The organism is Mycobacterium sp. ENV421 (genome assembly GCF_002887815.1).
Classification (GTDB): Bacteria; Actinomycetota; Actinomycetes; order Mycobacteriales; family Mycobacteriaceae; genus Mycobacterium.
The window spans coordinates 16914-33268 of record NZ_PDHO01000006.1; the positions used below are offsets into that span (position 1 = coordinate 16914).

A 16355-nucleotide genomic window follows, 5' to 3' on the forward strand; every position below is an offset into this window, starting at 1 on the left:
CCCTCAGTCGCGCCCCTGCCAGGTGCAGATGCAGGCTTCGTTGCCCTCCGGATCGGCCAGCACCCAGAACGCCGGCGCCTTGGCATCGGACAGCAGCGTCCCGCCCGCGGCGATCGCGGCGGCGACGCGCGCCGATGCCACGTCGTGCGGCACGTCGATGTCGAGGTGGATCCGGTTGCGCTGGGTCCGGGGCGCATCCATCTGCTGGAACCAGATCGCCGGGCCGCGCCCGGCCGGATCGATCAAACCGTCGGTCAGATCCGATGGCCCGGCTTCATCGACGTAGCCGGTGATCGCCTGCCAAAACGGCCGGACCGCACCGATGTCCAGCGCATCGACGGCGATCTCGAACGCCTGCACCGAGCAAGGCGCAAGGTGCAGGTTTCGTTCCGTCAACGCTGACGAAATCGCCTGCGCCAGAGCGATATCCACATCCAGGACCGCCCCGGCGGATGCCGACTGCAGCCGCACCACCACCCGATCGGACCTGATGTCGATGCTCGCGTGTCCCTGCCCGTCCGCGCCGACGGCGGCCACCACCAGTGCGGCCGCCTCACCGGCCTGCGCCAGCGACGACACCGTCACCTCGGCGTAGACCGCGCCGAGCACCAGTCGCCAGCCCAGGCCGGTCACCGCGTCGGAGATTTCCTGGCGGCTCGGCCGGTCCGACGCACTCACAAAGGTCAGCCTAGCGATCTGGCCGGCCGCGGTCAGGGCGTGCATAATTTCCCGCGCGCGCCACCGCCTCGGCGTGTTCTGATGTGCGGGCACGCACGACGCGGGAGGTGCGCAGTGTTACCGGAATTGCCCGACAGCCACAGTGACGACTCCGGTCCACCCGCTGTCGTCGCCCGTGGGATCAGGGTGCGGGGACCGTGGGGTCCGGTCTACGGTCCCGTCGACCTCGAGGTGCCGGCCGGCGGCGTCAACGTCCTGGTGTGTCCGGCCGGCTCGGGACGCACGGCGCTGCTGATGACGATCGCCGGACGGATGGCGCCTCAGTCCGGCGAGCTGACCGTCTTCGGTGCCGGCGACGTCCACAACATCTTCGCCACGTCCGCCCTCGCCGGTATCGACGAGCTCGACACCGTCCCCGAGTCGGTCACCGTCCGCGATCTGATCACTGAACAATTGCGTTGGGACGCACCGTGGTATCGCCTGGTGCGCAGAGCCGACATGGCCGCGCTGACGGCCATCTGCGCGCCGGTGTTCGGGCCGCATCCACTGCCTCCCCTCGACGAGTATTTCGAAGAACTCTCCGAACTCGACCGGCTGCTGCTCCGCATCGCCCTGGCCAACACCAAGCGCCCGCCGTTGCTGGTCGTCGGCAACCTCGATTTCGTCACCAGCGACCTCAACCGGGACCTGCTCATCGAGCGGCTGATCGACCTGGGCCGCGAACAGACGATCGTGACCGCGACAGTGAACGGGGTGAGCGGCCACGACGTCCGGTCACAGATTCCGGTCGCCAACGCCGACCGCGCCGAATTGTCGGAATCCCAGAAAGGGACGGGTTGACCATGCTCGCCGGAATGTCACTGGGCACCGACCTCAAGCGCTACTCCCGAGGCGTCCTGCCCCGCATCGCCCTGGTCACCATCATCCTGATGCCGCTGCTGTACGGAGCGATGTACCTGTGGGCGTTCTGGAATCCGTTCGCCGCGGTCAACAAGGTTCCCGCCGCCCTGGTCAACGAGGACCGTGGCGCCCAGGCTCAGGGCAAACCCCTGCGGGCCGGGGACCAGGTGGCCAAGGCGCTCAAGGATTCCGGCCAACTGCAGCTGCACGAGACGTCGGCGGCCGACGCCGCCCGCGGGCTCGCAGACGGCACCTACTACTTCACGATCACGATCCCGGCCGATTTCAGCGCCGACATCGCCTCGCCCTCCGGCGATGAGCCCACCCCGGCCAGCCTGAAGTTCACCTTCAACGACGCCAACAACTACCTCGGCTCGATCATTGGTCAGAACGCCGCGCGCGAGGTCATCAATCAGGTCAATTCCAGCGTCGGCGAACAGACTGTCGGCACGGTGTTGACCGGGCTCACCGACGCCGGCGTTGGCCTCAAGGCCGCCGCCGACGGCGCCGACCGGCTGGCGTCCGGGCTGGACACCGCCGACGCGGGGGCCCACCAACTCGCCACCGGATCGGCCACTCTGGCCACCAGCATGGCCACCGCTCGAGATGGCGCAGCCCAATTGGCCACCGGTACAAAACAATTGAATGCCGCTGTCACCACGGCGACCGATCCGCTGGTGCACGTGCTGGAGCGGGTCGACGGGCTGGGACTGGATCCGGCCGAGGTCGGCGCGGTCGCCGAACACCTCAGCGGAGCGGTGCGCTCGGCCTCTGACCGGATAGCGGCGTTGAACATCGACCAGCGGCAGGCCGCAGCGCTGGTCGATCAGGCGGTGGCCACCTTGTCGAACAACCCGGACCCCACGGTGCGCGATGTCGGGACAGTCCTCGCCGGCGCCCAGCGGTTGCTTCGGGCCCAAGGTATCGATCCCACGACCGACGACGGCCTCGCCCGACTGCGCGACAGCGCCGCCCAACTCGAAAACGAGTTGGGCGACCCCACGAGCAAGGTGCGGACCTTCCTCACCGCGGCGGTCGACGGCAGCCTGCGCGCCGAAGTGCTGAAGCTGCGCAGCGGCGTCCAACAGCTCGATTCCGGCACGCAGCGGCTCAGCGCCGGCCTGGTGGCGTTGACCGACGGCAGCCGTCAGCTGGCAGCGGGTGCGCAGCGGCTTGCCGACGGCACCGGGCAGCTACGGGACGGCAGCCAGGAGCTGGCCGGCAAGCTGCGGGAAGGCTCCACACAGGTTCCGTCGTGGACGCCGCAACAGCGCCAAGTCGTCGCCAAAACCGTTGCCTCTCCGGTGAATCTGGACATGGAGACACACAACCCGGCGGCGACCTTCGGCACCGGATTCGCCCCGTTCTTCCTGCCGCTGGCACTGTTTATCGGGGCGCTGATCATCTGGATGCTTCTGACCCCGCTGCAGTCCCGGCCGATCATCAACGGGCTCGGAGCGCTGCGCGTGGTGCTGGCGTCGTACTGGCCTGCCCTCCTCGTCGCGGTGAGCCAGGTGTTGGTGATGTACGTGGTGGTGCACTACGGCGTCGGGTTGAAGGCTCGCTATCCGGTGGCCACGGTGGCGTTCCTGATCCTGGTCATCGCCGCGTTCCTCGGCATCATCCAGGCCTTCAACGCCGTGTTCGGCGTGGCCGTCGGGCGCGTCGTCACGCTGGCGTTCCTGATGCTCCAGCTGGTGTCGGCCGGCGGGATCTATCCGGTGGAGACCACCGCAAAGCCCTTCCAGGTGATTCACCCGGCAGACCCGATGACGTACGCCGTCAACGGTTTACGCCAACTCATCAATGGTGGGATAGACCACCGACTGTGGATCGCGGTGGCGGTGCTCTCCGGCGTCCTCGCCGCATCGCTGGGGGCCACCGCCTGGGCGGCCCGGCGAAACCGCCAATACACGATGGAGCGGCTGCACCCACCCATCGAGGTGTGAGCCCGGCGGCCTCTAGGGTGGGTGGGTGACAACCGAATCGTCGCCGACCGGTTCTGCCGGGTCATCGCTGGCCGCCCAGACCTATGCCGGCCGGATGCCGTCGCACGTCGGGGACATGGCAGTCGAAACCCACGGGATCGCGCCCATTCCGCCCGGCAACCGGTACGGCGGCGCGCGCCGGCTGTTCACCGTGTGGTTCGCCCCGCAGGTGAACATGACGGTGGTGTTCACCGGCACGCTGGCGGTGGTGCTCGGGCTGGGCTTCTGGCTTGGACTGCTGGCGATGGTGATCGGCACGGTGATCGGGTCGCTGGCCGTCGCTTACCTGTCCACCTGGGGCCCGCGCACCGGTACCGCGCAACTTCCCAACGCGCGCATGGCATTTGGCGGCACCGTCGGCGTGGTGGCGGTGATCCAGTGGTTGTCCTCGATCGCCTGGGACGGCCTGGTCGGGTTGTTCGGCGGTGAGGCGCTCGCCGAGTTGCTGGGCATGCCGTTCTGGTTGGCGGTGGTGATCGTGCTGGCGGCCCAGGGCGCAGTAGGGGTCTTCGGCTACGAGGTGATCCACCGGGTGCAGGCGGTGATGACGGTCGTGCTGATCGTCACCTTCGCGGTGTTCGCGTGGAAGCTGATCAGCGGTCATCAGGTGATCTCATTGCCCACCCTGGGCGGCGCCGACCTGGCCGGCGCGTTCGCGCTGGAGGTCACCATCGCGCTGAGCCTGGCGATCTCGTGGGCCAGCTACGCCTCGGACTACAGCCGGTATCTGCCCGTCACCACATCACGCACGGCGGTGTTCGGCTACACCTTCGGCGGCCTGGCGGTGGCCTACATCGCCGTGCAGGCGATCGGGGTGGCCGCGGCAGGCACGCTCACCGATCAGACTGCGCAGGGCGTGCGCGACATCATGGGCGGCGGCGTGCTGGGCGCGGTGGCACTGCTGGTGATCGCGCTGGGGTCGGTGGCCTCGAACGCGATGAACGACTACAGCGGGTCGCTGGCGTTGCAGACCGTCGGAGTGCGGGTACGCAGGCCGGTGTCCGCGGTCGTGGTGGTGTTGATCGCGTTCGCGCTCATCATGTGGCTGCACTCCGGCGACCTGGCGTCACGCTTTCAGGGTGTGCTGTTGTTCGTCAGCTACTGGATTCCGGCGTTCGTGGCGATCGTGGCGATCGACTGGCGCTTCCGCAGCGCAGGCCGCGACGCGGTGAACCCGGCCGATGAGGTCACCCCCCGCACTGACGCCGTCGTCGCCCTTGCGGCGTTCTTCGTGGCGTTCGCGGCGGCGGTGCCGTTCATGCACACGAACCTGATCGTCGGGCCGGTGGCGACGGCTCTGCACGGCGCCGATCTGGCGTACTTCGTGAATTTCCTTGTCGCAGCGGCGGTTTACGGCGGCTATCGGGTGATGCGAGCGCGTAGGTCCTAGAGCTCGCCGGCCTCGACGGCTTCGCGGGTGTGCTGGGCGGCGGCGATGTCACGGGTGGAGAACCCGATGCCCAGCGCGGCCACCCCCACCAGCACGGCGATGCCGGCCACCCACAGCAGCGAGTAGGTATACCCCTGGCCCAGCGCGTCGAGTTGGGCGGGCGTCATGTACTTGACCGGACCCGTCGTTCCGCCCAGGTACAGCGTTCGCGAGGTCTGCACCGCCTGGACGATCACCAGGACCAGCGGACCGCCGAGGTTGAAGACCATCAGGGTGACCGACGAGACGGGGCCGATCTCGCGCGGCCCGACTCCGGCCAGGGTGCACAGCGGCAAGATCACCGAGATGATCCCGATGCCCAGACCGCCGACGACGATCGGGACGAACAGGTCGGGGAAGTACGGAATCGACCGATTCAACGTCGACCCGTAGAGCATGGCCGCCAGCACGAGCAGACCACCGCCGAGGATCACCCACCGCGGCGCGATCCGCAGCGCCAGTTTGGTGGCGGCGACGTTGCCCACCACGAACGCCGCCGCGAACGGCATGAAGCAGATCCCGGCGCGCAACGGCGAGTACCCGAGCACATCCTGAACCAGCAGACCGATCATCACGCTCAGCGTCAACATCACGCCGCCGGCCATGAAGTACGCCGCGAAGGATGCGACACGGCTGCGATTGTCGAATATCGAGAACGGCACCAGCGGGTTGTCGGCGCCGCGCTCGACGATCAGGAAGGAGATGAAGAACACCGCCGCGGCCACGCCCGCACCGATGACCCACGGATCGATCCACCCGCGCGGCGGGCCCTGGGTGAAGACCAGCACGGCCGAGGTACACGCCAGGGTGGCCAGCAGCGCGCCGGTGATGTCGAGCTTGAGTCTCTCGTGCCGGGTCTCCTCGAGCCGGGTCAGACCCACGATGATGATGAAGATTCCGATCGGCACATTGACCAGAAAGGCCAGCCGCCAGGACAAGCCGGTCACCGCACCGCCGGCGACGAGGCCGAGAACGGATCCGAGTCCCTGCATGGCGGCCGAGACGGCCAATGCCTGATTGCGGGCATGTCCGACGGCGTACGTGGTGGCGATCAGCGCCAGACCTGTCGGGGCGGCCACCGCGGCGCCCATCCCCTGCACGGCGCGCGCCACGATCAGCGTCCACTGGTCGTTGGCCAGGCCGCACGCCAGTGAGGCGATGGTGAACACGCCGACGCCGGAGATGAACGCGCGTTTGTGGCCGACGGCGTCGCCGACGCGACCGCCGAGCAGCAGCAGGCCGCCGAAGGCCAACACGTAGGCGGTGATCACCCAGCTCTTGGAGGCATCCGACAAGCCCAGCTCGGCCTGCATCCGCGGCAGCGCGACGATCACGATCGTGCCGTCCAGCGTGGACATCAGCTGCATACCGGTGATCGCGACGATCGCCAGCCCCAGCACTCTGGAGGACAGCGGTCTGGTGGTCGGCTGACGACCACTCACACCAGACATGGGTGACTACCCTACTGGCCGCCGCGGCGGTCGTCGGTGAGCCCTCGCGGAGTTACAGCTCTCCCGCGTCGATCGCGTCCTTGACTTCCTGGGCGTGCGCGACCTGCGCGGCGGTGTAGCCGATGAACAGCGCGACAGCCCCCACGATCACCGCGACGGCGGCGACCCACAGCAGGCCGTAGGTGTAGCCCTGATCCAGGGCGTGCAGCTGCGCCTCGTTCATCTTCTTCACCGGACCGGTGGTGCCGCCCAAGTACAGGGTGCGCGAGGTGATCACGGCCTGGATGATGGCGAGCACGACGGGTCCGCCGAGGTTCTGCAGCATCAGCGCGATCGCCGACACCGGGCCGATCTGGTCGAAGCCGACACCCGCGATGGCCGACACGGTCAGCGGCACGACGATCATGCCGATGCCGAAGCCGCCGACGGTGATCGGCAGGACCAGGTTCGGGAAGTACGGGATGCCGCCGTTGAGCGTGGAGCCGTAGATCATCGCGGCCAGCACCAGCACGCCACCGGCGATCACCAGGATCCGCGGCGGGAAACGGGACACCAACTGCGAGGATGCGCCGAGGCCGATGCCGAGGGCGATCACGAACGGGATGAAGCCGATCCCGGCCTTCAGTGCGCTGTAGCCCATGATGTCCTGCACGTACAGGCCGATCAGCACCGTCAGCGTGAACATCACGCCGCCGGCCAGGAACACCGCGGCGAACGTCGCCAGCCGGTTGCGGTCACGGAACAGGGCGAACGGCACCACGGGGTTGACCGCGCGACGCTCGACGAACGCGAAGGCGACGAAGGCCAGTACGGCCGCCAGGCCCGAGGCCAGGGTGATGGGCGACTGCCATCCGTTCTCGGGCGCCTGGGCGAAGCCGAAGACCGCCGCGGTACAACCCACGGTCGCCAGCAGCGCACCGGCGGCGTCCATCTTCATGCGCTCACGGTGGGTCTCGCGCAGGGTCTTGCGAGCCAGGTAGATCATCAGCAGGCCGATCGGCACGTTCACCAGGAACGCCAGCCGCCAGGACACCTCGACCAGCGCGCCGCCGACCACCAGGCCCATCACCGAGCCGATGCCCGTCATCGCGGCGAACACCGCGGTCGCCGCGTTGCGCGCCGGCCCCTTCGGGAATGTGGTGGCCACCAGGGCCAGACCGGTCGGTGAGGCGATCGCGGCACCGACACCTTGGAGCAGCCGTGCGATCACCAGCGTCGCCTCGTCCCACGCGACGCCGCACAGGACCGACGCAATGGTGAACAGCGCGACGCCGACGATGAAGGTGCGCTTACGGCCGATGGTGTCGCCGAGTCGGCCGCCGAGCAGCATCAGCCCGCCGAACGTCAGCACATAAGCGGTGATGACCCAGCTACGGCCGGCATCGGACAACGCCAACTCGTCCTGGATCTTGGGCAGCGCGACGATAGCGACAGTGCTGTCCATCGTGGCCAGCAGCTGCATGCCGCCGATGGCGGTCACCGCGGCGAAGAACCGCCGAGACGGCAACCAGCTCGGGATGTACTTGTTGGTCTTCGCCAGTGCTGCCGGCTCGAGGCGCATCGGGACCGCGCGCTCAGAACTGTTGGCGGTCGCCCGCGCAGCGTCGTTGAGGGCCGTCATACCGAGCTACCCTACAGTAATCTTAAGGATTCTTTAAAGGCCGAACGCCCCGGGAAGGCCCGCGACGGGGCCGATCACGATGATTGCCGGGGGCCTAATACCGTCGGCTCGAATCCGATCAGGCGCATCGCGCAGTGTGGTCCGGAGTATGCGTTCGGCGGCGGTGGTGCCGTGTTGCACCACCAATACCGGTGTTTCCGCAGGTCGGCCGCCCGACATCAATTCCTGGGCAAACAATTCGATGCGTTCGACGGCCATCAACAAAACCAGCGTTCCCGACAATTGCGCCAGCGCATTCCAATTCACTAACGATTCCGGATGGTCGGGTGCCAAATGCCCGCTGACCACCACGAATTCGTGATTGACCGCGCGATGAGTAACAGGAACACCGGCCATCGCCGGCACCGATATGGCACTGGTCACACCGGGTACGACGGTGACCGGGATGCCGGCCTCCGCGCAGGCCAGAACTTCTTCGTATCCGCGGGCGAACACGAACGGGTCGCCGCCCTTGAAGCGCACCACGAACCGCCCCTCCCGGGCGCGGTCTATAAGAATTTTGTTTATCGCTTCCTGAGCCATCGCCCGGCCATACGGGATCTTCGCGGCATCGATGACCTCGACGTGCGGTCCGAGCTCGGCGAGCAGTTCCGGTGGCGCCAACCGGTCGGCGACGACGACGTCGGCGCGGGCCAGCAGCCGCCGGCCACGCACGGTGATCAGCTCGGGGTCGCCGGGACCGCCCCCGACCAGGGCGACGCTGCCGGGCGTGACGTCGTCCGGAGCCTCGGCGGTGATCAGTCCCTGCTGGAAGGCTTCGCGGATGGCGGTGCGGATCGCCGCCGACCGGCGGTGCTCCCCACCGGCGAGCACACCCACCAGGAGCCCGTCGTGGTCGAACGAGGCCGGGGTGACCGCGCTGCCCTCGCGGGCGATGTCAGCGCGCACACAGAAAATCTGCCGACGGTCGGCCTCGGCGACGATGGCGGCGTTGACGGCCGGGTCGTCGGTCGCGGCGATGGCGTACCAGGCGCCCTCGAGGTCGCCGTCGCGGTAGTCCCGCAATTCCAGCGTGATGCCGGGGTTGGTGGTGGTCAGTACCTCGACAGCCGGTGTCGCGGCCCGGGTGATCACGTGCACATCGGCATCGCGGGCCATCAGGAGCGGAATCCGCCGTTGGGCCACTGTCCCGCCGCCGACCACGACGACCTTCTTGCCGCCCAGGCGTAAGCCGACGAGGTAGGCGTTCTCGGTCACCGGGGCAGCCTAGTCAAGGTTGCGTGCGCGACAAATCGAGCGACCGACTGCGGTTGGGCGACCGGGTGGGTGTGCAGATACGACGCATGCACCCCGGCGTGGACCGCACCCTCCCGAACGGGCTGGCCGGCATGGCCCCGGAACGCCCAGGCCGACTCGGGCGCGCGGATGAATTCCGCTGTGGTGCGGTGGAATTCGTGGCCGACAACGCGCTGACCCGCGGCATGCAGCGATGAGTCACACACCGCCACGGCCTCCCGGTAGCCGAGCGTCAGCCTCGGGGTGAATCGGGCGGAGCCGGCCAGTACCCCGCACATCGGATGGCCGTCCAGGTCATCCATCAGATAGGCCAGGCCGCCGCATTCGGCCTGCACGGGTGCGTGGCCGGCCAACTCAAGGATCTGGGCGCGCAGTTCGGAGTTCGCCGACAGATCGGCCAGATGCTGCTCAGGAAAGCCGCCCGGCAGGACCATCGCCGCGGTGCGCATGGGCAGGCTGTCGGTGAGCGGATCGAATTCGACGACGTCAGCCCCGGCGGCCCGCAGCAGTTCGCGATGTTCGGCGTAGCCGAAGCTGAAGGCCTTGCCCGCGGCCATCGCGACCACCGGATGCCCCCCGTGGGGTTCGCCGACCACGTCCTCGGGTGCCCACGCCGGCGCCTGCACCCGCGAGGCACCGAGCGCGACGACGGCGGGCAGATCGACGTGACGAGCGATCAGCTCGGTCATCGCGGCGACCGCGGCGCGGGCCTGCTCGCCGTGCTCGACGGCGGTGATCAGCCCCAGATGCCGTGACGGCACGGCCAATTCGTCACGGCGCGGAATCGCACCGAGCACCGGCACCCCGACCGCCTCGCACGCTTGGCGCAGCACCTGTTCGTGGCGGTTGGTGCCGACCCGGTTGAGAATCACCCCGCCGATGTGCACGCCGGTGTGGAACGTCGAGAAGCCTTGCAGCACCGCGGCAATACTCTGCGACTGGCCGCGGGCGTCGACCACCAGGACGACGGGGGCGCCGAGCAGTTGGGCGACGTGGGCGGTGGAGCCGCGCGCGGGTGTGACCGGATGCTCGTCGATACGGCCGTCGAAAAGGCCCATCACGCCTTCGATCACGGCGATGTCGGCATCGCTGCTGCCATGCCGGTACAGCGGGCCGATCAGCTCCTCGGGCACCAGAACGGGGTCGAGGTTGCGGCCCGGCCGGCCCGCGGCGACGGCGTGATAGCCGGGGTCGATGAAGTCCGGTCCGACTTTGAACGGGGCGACCCGTCGGCCGGCGGCCCGCAGCGCGCCGATCAAACCCGTTGCGACGGTGGTCTTTCCGCTTCCCGACGCGGGCGCGGCGATCACCACGGCAGGAATGCTGGTCATGCTCACCACTCGATTCCGCGCTGACCCTTGCGGCCGGCGTCCATCGGGTGTTTGAGCTTGGCCATCTCGGTGACCAGGTCGGCGGCGTCGAGAAGGCGTTGCGGCGCATCACGGCCGGTGATCACGACGTGCTGACCACCCGGCCGGTCGAGGAGAACGTCGACCACCTCGTCGACGTCGATCCAGCCCCACTTGAGCGGATAGGTGAACTCGTCGAGGACATAGAAGTCGTGTCGTTGTTCGGCGAGGCGCCCGGCGATTTCGGTCCACCCTTCGGCGGCGGCCCCGGCGTGATCGTCGGTGGAGCCGGCTTTCCGAGTCCACGACCAGCCGGAGCCCATCTTGTGCCATTCCACGGCTCCGCCGAGTCCCTGCTCGTCATGCAGCCGGCCCAGTGCGGCGAACGCCGACTCCTCGCCGACCTTCCACTTGGCGCTCTTGACGAACTGGAAGACCGCCACACTCATCCCGGCGTTCCACGCGCGCAACGCCATTCCGAACGCCGCGGTGGATTTGCCCTTGCCGGGCCCAGTGTGCACGGCCAGCACCGGGGTGTTGCGACGGGCCCGGGTGGTCAGCCCGTCGTTCGGCACGGTGAGCGGCTGACCCTGCGGCATGGACGTAAACCTTTCCGAACGCTAACGCAGCTTCAGGCGGCCCTGCGCACGGCCTGTGCCAGATAGTCTGCGCGCAGCTGCTCCAGTTGCAGCAGGGGGGCTTCCAGATTCTCGGCCAGATCGGCGGCCAACCCCAGCCGGACGTAGGACGTCTCGCAGTCCACCACCACCGCGGCGGCACCTTCCGCGACCAGCCGGCGGGCCGCGGAACGGCTGCGCCCCAGCGGGTCCGGCCCACCGGTGGCGCGGCCGTCGGTCAGAACCACCACCAGCGGGCGGCGGGTGCGGTCCCGCACTCGTTCGCGGACCACGACGTCCCGCGCCGCCAGCAGTCCTTGCGCCAGCGGCGTGGTGCCACCTGTGTCGAATCGGGTCAGCCGCCGCGAGGCGATGTGCGCCGACGTCGTGGGCGGCAATAGTTCTCGTGCGCCGTCCTGTCGGAAGGTGATGACGGCGACCTTGTCTCGGCGTTGGTAGGCGTCGCGCAGCAGCGACAGTGCCGCACCGGATACCGCCGACATCCGGTCCCGCGCGGCCATCGACCCGGAGGCGTCGACGACGAAGATCACCAGGTTGCCTTCCCGGCCGACCCGGATGGCGCGGCGGATGTCCTCGGGTTGCGGACGCAACCGGCGGTTGCCCGCGGCGGTCAGCACGGTGGCGAACAGGTGCAGACCGTGCCCCTGCTGGGGGGAATCGGTCGCGGTGACCACGGCACCGGAGCGGTTGCGGGCCCGCGAGCGCCTACCGGGGTTGCCCTCCCCCACGCCGGGCACGGTCAGCGCACGGGTCCGGAACGTCGCCGAGGGGGGTGCAGCCGGGCGCGGCGACGAGGACGACGTGCCTTGCGGCGCAGACGATTGCGGAGATCCTTCGCTCGGCTGCCCACCCCCTGGCGGGTCCGGCTCGGGCTCCGGTTCGGGGCCGGATTCAGGGTCGGCGGCGGCCAACGCTTCGTCGAGCTGCGCCGGGTCCAGGCCCGGGTCGTCGAACGGGTCGCGACGGCGGCGGTGGGGCAGCGCCAGTTCGGCGGCCACCCGAATGTCTTGCTGCTCAACGACTTCGGCTCCACGCCAGGCGGCGTGCGCCACCGCGGTGCGTGCGACCACCAGGTCGGCTCGCATGCCGTCGACGTCGAACGCCGCGCACAGCGCCGCGATCCGGATCAGTTCGGCATCGGGCAGCACCACTGCGGCCACCCGCGCTCGGGCGGCGGCGATCCGGGCGGCCAGCTCGCTGTCCGCGCCCGCGTGCCGGGTGGCGAATCCGGCGGGATCGGCTTCGTAGGCCAGCCGCTGGCGGATCACCTCGCTGCGCACCGCGACATCGCGGGAGGCGTGCACGTCGACGGTCAACCCGAACCGGTCCAAGAGTTGCGGACGCAGTTCGCCCTCTTCGGGATTCATGGTTCCGATGAGCACGAATCGCGACTCGTGGGAGTGGGAGATACCGTCGCGCTCGATGTGCACCCGGCCCATCGCGGCGGCGTCGAGCATGATGTCGACGAGGTGGTCGTGCAGGAGGTTGACCTCGTCGACGTAGAGGACGCCACCGTGGGCGCGGGCCAGCAGGCCCGGTGAGAAGGCGTGCTCACCATCGCGCAGCACCTTCTGCAGGTCCAGCGATCCGACGACCCGGTCCTCGGTAGCGCCGATCGGCAACTCGACGAGCCGGGCACCGGCGTCCACCTCGGCCAGGACCGCGGCCAGCGCCCGCACCGCCGTCGACTTCGCGGTGCCCTTCTCGCCGCGGATCAGCACCCCGCCGATCTCGGGGCGCACCGAACACAGGATCAGCGCCAGACGCAGCTGGTCGTGCCCGACGATCGCACTGAACGGAAAAGCGGGTGCGTTCACGGCTTCTCGGTCAAGATCGGTGCGGCCGGGCGCAACATCGGAACGTGTGGGATCCCGTCTTCGACGAATTCGGCCCCGTCGACCACGAATCCGTGGTTGCCGTACATGTCGACAAGGTAGGTCTGGGCGTTGATCCGGCAGGCGTGATCACCGACATCGGCCAGCGCGGCTTGCATCAGCCGGCTGGTGTGGCCCTGACCGCGGGCCGGGCGCTGGGTGCACACCCGGCCGATGCGGAATGCCTTCTCTCCCCCGGCGTGCTCCTCCATCAGCCGCAGCGTGGCGATCACCGTGCCGTCGGGTTGCTCCAGCCAAAAATGCCGGGTCTCGGCCAGCAGGTCGCGGCCGTCGAGTTCCGGGTAGGGACAAGCCTGTTCGACGACGAACACCTCGACCCGGAGCTTCAGCAGCTCGTACAGGGTCGCCGCGTCGAGGTCCTTGGCCCAGGACCGGCGCAAGGCGACCGTCACACCACTCCCGCGGGTTCCGGATCACCGGAATCTGACGCGACCGGGGTGCTGTCGGGGCCGGCAGCCCGTGCGGCGTGGCCGGCGTGGGTTCCGCTCTCGAGCCCGAGCACCTTGGTGCCGTGCGCCCACACCTCGCCGAACAGGTCCGGATTCTCCGAGAGCTTGACGCCCAGCGAAGGCACCATCTCCTTGAGCTTGGGCAGCCAGCCCTGGTAGTGGTCGGCGAAGCAGCGTTCGAGAACCTCGATCATCGCCGGGACCGCGGTGGAGGCGCCCGGGGAGGCACCGAGCAGGCCGGCGATCGAACCGTCGGCGGCGGCGAGCACCGTGGTGCCGAACTCCAGCACACCGAGCTTCTTGGAGTCGCGGCGGATGACCTGCACCCGCTGGCCGGCGATGTCCAGCTCCCAGTCGGAATCCCGTGCGGTGGGGGCGAATTCGCGGAGGTTGTCGACCCGGTCGGCTTCGCTGAGAGCCAACTGGCCGATCAGATACTTCAACAGGCCCATCTCGGTGAGCCCCACGCCGATCATCGAAGCGAGGTTGTTGGGCTTGACCGACAGCGGCAGGTCGGTGACCTTGCCTTCCTTCAGGAACTTCGGCGACCACCCGGCGAACGGACCGAACAGCAACCAGGAACGGCCGTTGATCACGCGGGTGTCCAGGTGCGGCACCGACATCGGCGGGGCACCCAGCGGGGGCAGTCCGTACACCTTGGCCTGGTGCGCGGCGGCCAGTTCCGGGTCGCCGGTGCGCAGCCACTGACCGCTGACCGGGAAGCCTCCGAAGCCCTTGGCCTCGGGGATGCCGGCCTTCTGCAACAGCGGCAGCGCACCACCGCCGGCTCCGACGAACACGAACTTGGCCGACAGCTTGCGCTTCTGCCCGGTGCGACGGTTATGGATCTTCACCGTCCAGCCGCCGCCGGACTCCTTGTGCAGATCGAGAACGTCGTGACCGAACAATGTGCTCATGCCGCGCTCGGTGCCGAAGGAGAGCAGCTGACGGGTCAGCGAGCCGAAGTCGACGTCGGTACCGTCCTGGGTCCAGTTCAGGCCGACCGGCTCGGAGAAGTCGCGGCCCTTGGCCATCAGCGGCAGCCGACGGCTGAACTCGTCGCGGTCGTCGATGAACTCCATCGTGGCGAACAACGGGTTGCGCACCAGGGTCTCCCGGCGGCGGCGCAGGTAGTCGACGTGCTCGGCGCCCTGCACGAAGCTGACGTGCGGGATGGGATTCAGGAAGCTGCGGACGTCGGGCAGGATGCCGTTTTCGTGGGCGTAGCTCCAGAACTGGCGGGTGACCTGGAACTGCTCGTTGACGGTGATGGCCTTGGCGATGTCGATGGTGCCGTCGGCCTTTTCCGGCGTGTAGTTCAGTTCGCACAGCGCGGAGTGGCCGGTACCCGCGTTGTTCCACGGATCGGAGCTCTCGGCGGCTGCGGCGTCCAGGCGTTCGACCAGCGTGATCGACCAGTCCGGCTGGACCAGCCGCAGCAGGGCGCCCAGCGTCGCGCTCATGATTCCCGCACCGACCAGTACGACATCGGTCTTGGTGGTATCTGACACCGGATCGTCGTCCTTTACTTGTGACAGCTGTATAGACAGTCAGGTTATCCCGCCCGACACCGACTTATTCGCGAGAGTCGCCAGCACCACACCCCGCATTGCTCACAGCTAGGGTAGGGGCTGTGACGCCACGGCAGGCCGACTGGGGTGACGACGTCCTGTCCGGCTACCAACAGGCCACCATGGCGTTGGGCCCGGACCCCGATGGTGAGGGAGATCTGTTCGCCACGCTGGTGCGCCGCGCGGACGGCAAACCGGCCACCCACACGGTGCTGGCGGTGCACGGATTCACCGACTATTTCTTCAACACCGACCTGGCCGACCACTTCACCGGCGCCGGGTTCCGGTTCTACGCGCTGGACCAACACAAGTGCGGGCGGTCGTGGCGCGACGGCCAGACGCCGCACTTCACCACCGACCTCGCCCGCTATGACCGCGAGCTGGAGCGGGCGGTCGAGATCATTGCGATCGAGAATCCCGGTACGACCATCCTGGTATGCGGCCACTCGGCCGGCGGACTGATCGTGTCGCTGTGGCTCGATCGGGTGCGGCGGCGCTCCGCGACCGCGGCGCTGTCCATCGGCGGTCTCGTGTTGAACAGCCCATGGCTGGATCTGCACGGACCCGCGATCCTGCGCACCCGGCTCACCTCGACGGCCATCGGCGCGATGTCGCGGGTTCGCAAGACCCGGGTGGTGCGCAGCACCAGTAAGGGCGGCTACGGGCTGACACTGCACCGCGACTACCACGGTGAGTTCGACTACAACCTGGAGTGGAAACCGCTGGGCGGCTTCCCGGTGACGTTCGGCTGGATCCACGCGATCCGCCGCGGTCACGCCACATTGCACCGCGGTCTGGACGTCGGCGTGCCGAACCTGATCCTGCGTTCCGATCACAGCGTCACCGAGAGCGCCGACGCGGCGAGCATGCAGCGCGGTGACGCGGTGCTCGACGTCACGCAGATCGCGCGGCGGGCGGGCTGTATCGGTAATCGCACGACGGTGGTGCCGATCCGCGACGCCAAGCACGACGTGTTCCTGTCGCTGGCCGAGCCGCGTGCCGCAGCCTATGACGAGTTGTCGGGCTGGCTGGACTTCTACCGCGCACGCCACACCGCCGCGTCGGCCGCAGGTCAGGGATAAGGGGAAGT

Annotated in this window: 13 protein-coding genes; 4 read left to right on the top strand and 9 right to left on the bottom strand. The window is 68.6% G+C overall.

Features of this window, described 5'->3' with window-relative positions; genetic code table 11:
• Positions 1-3: 3 nt before the first annotated feature.
• On the bottom strand, positions 4-678 hold the full coding sequence (locus CRM90_RS09685) for a 4a-hydroxytetrahydrobiopterin dehydratase family protein (RefSeq protein ID WP_233209252.1): 675 nt from the start codon (positions 676-678) through the stop codon (positions 4-6).
• Positions 679-792: 114 nt separating this feature from the next.
• Here CRM90_RS09685 and CRM90_RS09690 point away from each other — a divergent pair, with 114 nt between their 5' ends.
• From CRM90_RS09690 to CRM90_RS09700, 3 genes are all read left to right on the top strand, one after another.
• Positions 793-1518: an ATP-binding cassette domain-containing protein gene (locus tag CRM90_RS09690; RefSeq protein ID WP_233209253.1), complete on the top strand. Its 726-nt coding sequence runs from the start codon at positions 793-795 to the stop codon at positions 1516-1518.
• Between the two features lie 14 nt (positions 1519-1532).
• On the top strand, positions 1533-3527 hold the full coding sequence (locus CRM90_RS09695) for a YhgE/Pip family protein (protein ID WP_102806967.1): 1995 nt from the start codon (positions 1533-1535) through the stop codon (positions 3525-3527).
• Between the two features lie 94 nt (positions 3528-3621).
• The gene (locus tag CRM90_RS09700) at positions 3622-4956 is read left to right on the top strand and encodes a purine-cytosine permease family protein (protein WP_102806968.1); all 1335 of its coding nucleotides are present in this window, start codon (positions 3622-3624) and stop codon (positions 4954-4956) included.
• Here the strand turns inward: CRM90_RS09700 and CRM90_RS09705 are convergent.
• From CRM90_RS09705 to mqo, 8 genes are read right to left on the bottom strand one after another with little or no spacing between them, the layout of a single operon-like run.
• Positions 4953-6446, bottom strand: a complete 1494-nt coding sequence (locus CRM90_RS09705) for an MFS transporter (RefSeq protein WP_102806795.1) — start codon at positions 6444-6446, stop codon at positions 4953-4955. The two genes, CRM90_RS09700 and CRM90_RS09705, sit on opposite strands and share 4 nt — an antisense overlap.
• Positions 6447-6498: 52 nt before the next feature.
• The gene (locus tag CRM90_RS09710; RefSeq protein ID WP_102806796.1) at positions 6499-8067 is read right to left on the bottom strand and encodes an MFS transporter; all 1569 of its coding nucleotides are present in this window, start codon (positions 8065-8067) and stop codon (positions 6499-6501) included.
• Between the two features lie 33 nt (positions 8068-8100).
• Positions 8101-9324, bottom strand: coding sequence for a uroporphyrinogen-III C-methyltransferase (cobA, locus tag CRM90_RS09715; RefSeq protein ID WP_102806797.1), 1224 nt, complete (start codon positions 9322-9324; stop codon positions 8101-8103).
• The gene (locus tag CRM90_RS09720; RefSeq protein ID WP_102806798.1) at positions 9321-10694 is read right to left on the bottom strand and encodes a cobyrinic acid a,c-diamide synthase CobB; all 1374 of its coding nucleotides are present in this window, start codon (positions 10692-10694) and stop codon (positions 9321-9323) included. The genes cobA and CRM90_RS09720 overlap by 4 nt, the downstream gene beginning before the upstream one ends.
• A 2-nt stretch (positions 10695-10696) precedes the next feature.
• Complete coding sequence (gene cobO / locus CRM90_RS09725; protein WP_102806799.1) at positions 10697-11311, bottom strand: cob(I)yrinic acid a,c-diamide adenosyltransferase; 615 nt, start codon at positions 11309-11311, stop codon at positions 10697-10699.
• 32 nt (positions 11312-11343) lie between these two features.
• Positions 11344-13167 (bottom strand): VWA domain-containing protein, encoded by a 1824-nt coding sequence (locus CRM90_RS09730; RefSeq protein WP_102806800.1) that lies wholly within the window; start codon positions 13165-13167, stop codon positions 11344-11346.
• A complete protein-coding gene (locus CRM90_RS09735; RefSeq protein ID WP_102806801.1) occupies positions 13164-13637 on the bottom strand; it encodes a GNAT family N-acetyltransferase in 474 nt (157 codons plus the stop codon). Before CRM90_RS09735 ends, CRM90_RS09730 begins: the two co-directional genes overlap by 4 nt.
• Positions 13634-15205, bottom strand: coding sequence for a malate dehydrogenase (quinone) (gene mqo, locus CRM90_RS09740; RefSeq protein ID WP_102806802.1), 1572 nt, complete (start codon positions 15203-15205; stop codon positions 13634-13636). The genes CRM90_RS09735 and mqo overlap by 4 nt, the downstream gene beginning before the upstream one ends.
• A 182-nt stretch (positions 15206-15387) precedes the next feature.
• Here mqo and CRM90_RS09745 point away from each other — a divergent pair, with 182 nt between their 5' ends.
• On the top strand, positions 15388-16347 hold the full coding sequence (locus CRM90_RS09745; protein ID WP_102806969.1) for an alpha/beta hydrolase: 960 nt from the start codon (positions 15388-15390) through the stop codon (positions 16345-16347).
• Positions 16348-16355 lie beyond the last annotated feature (8 nt).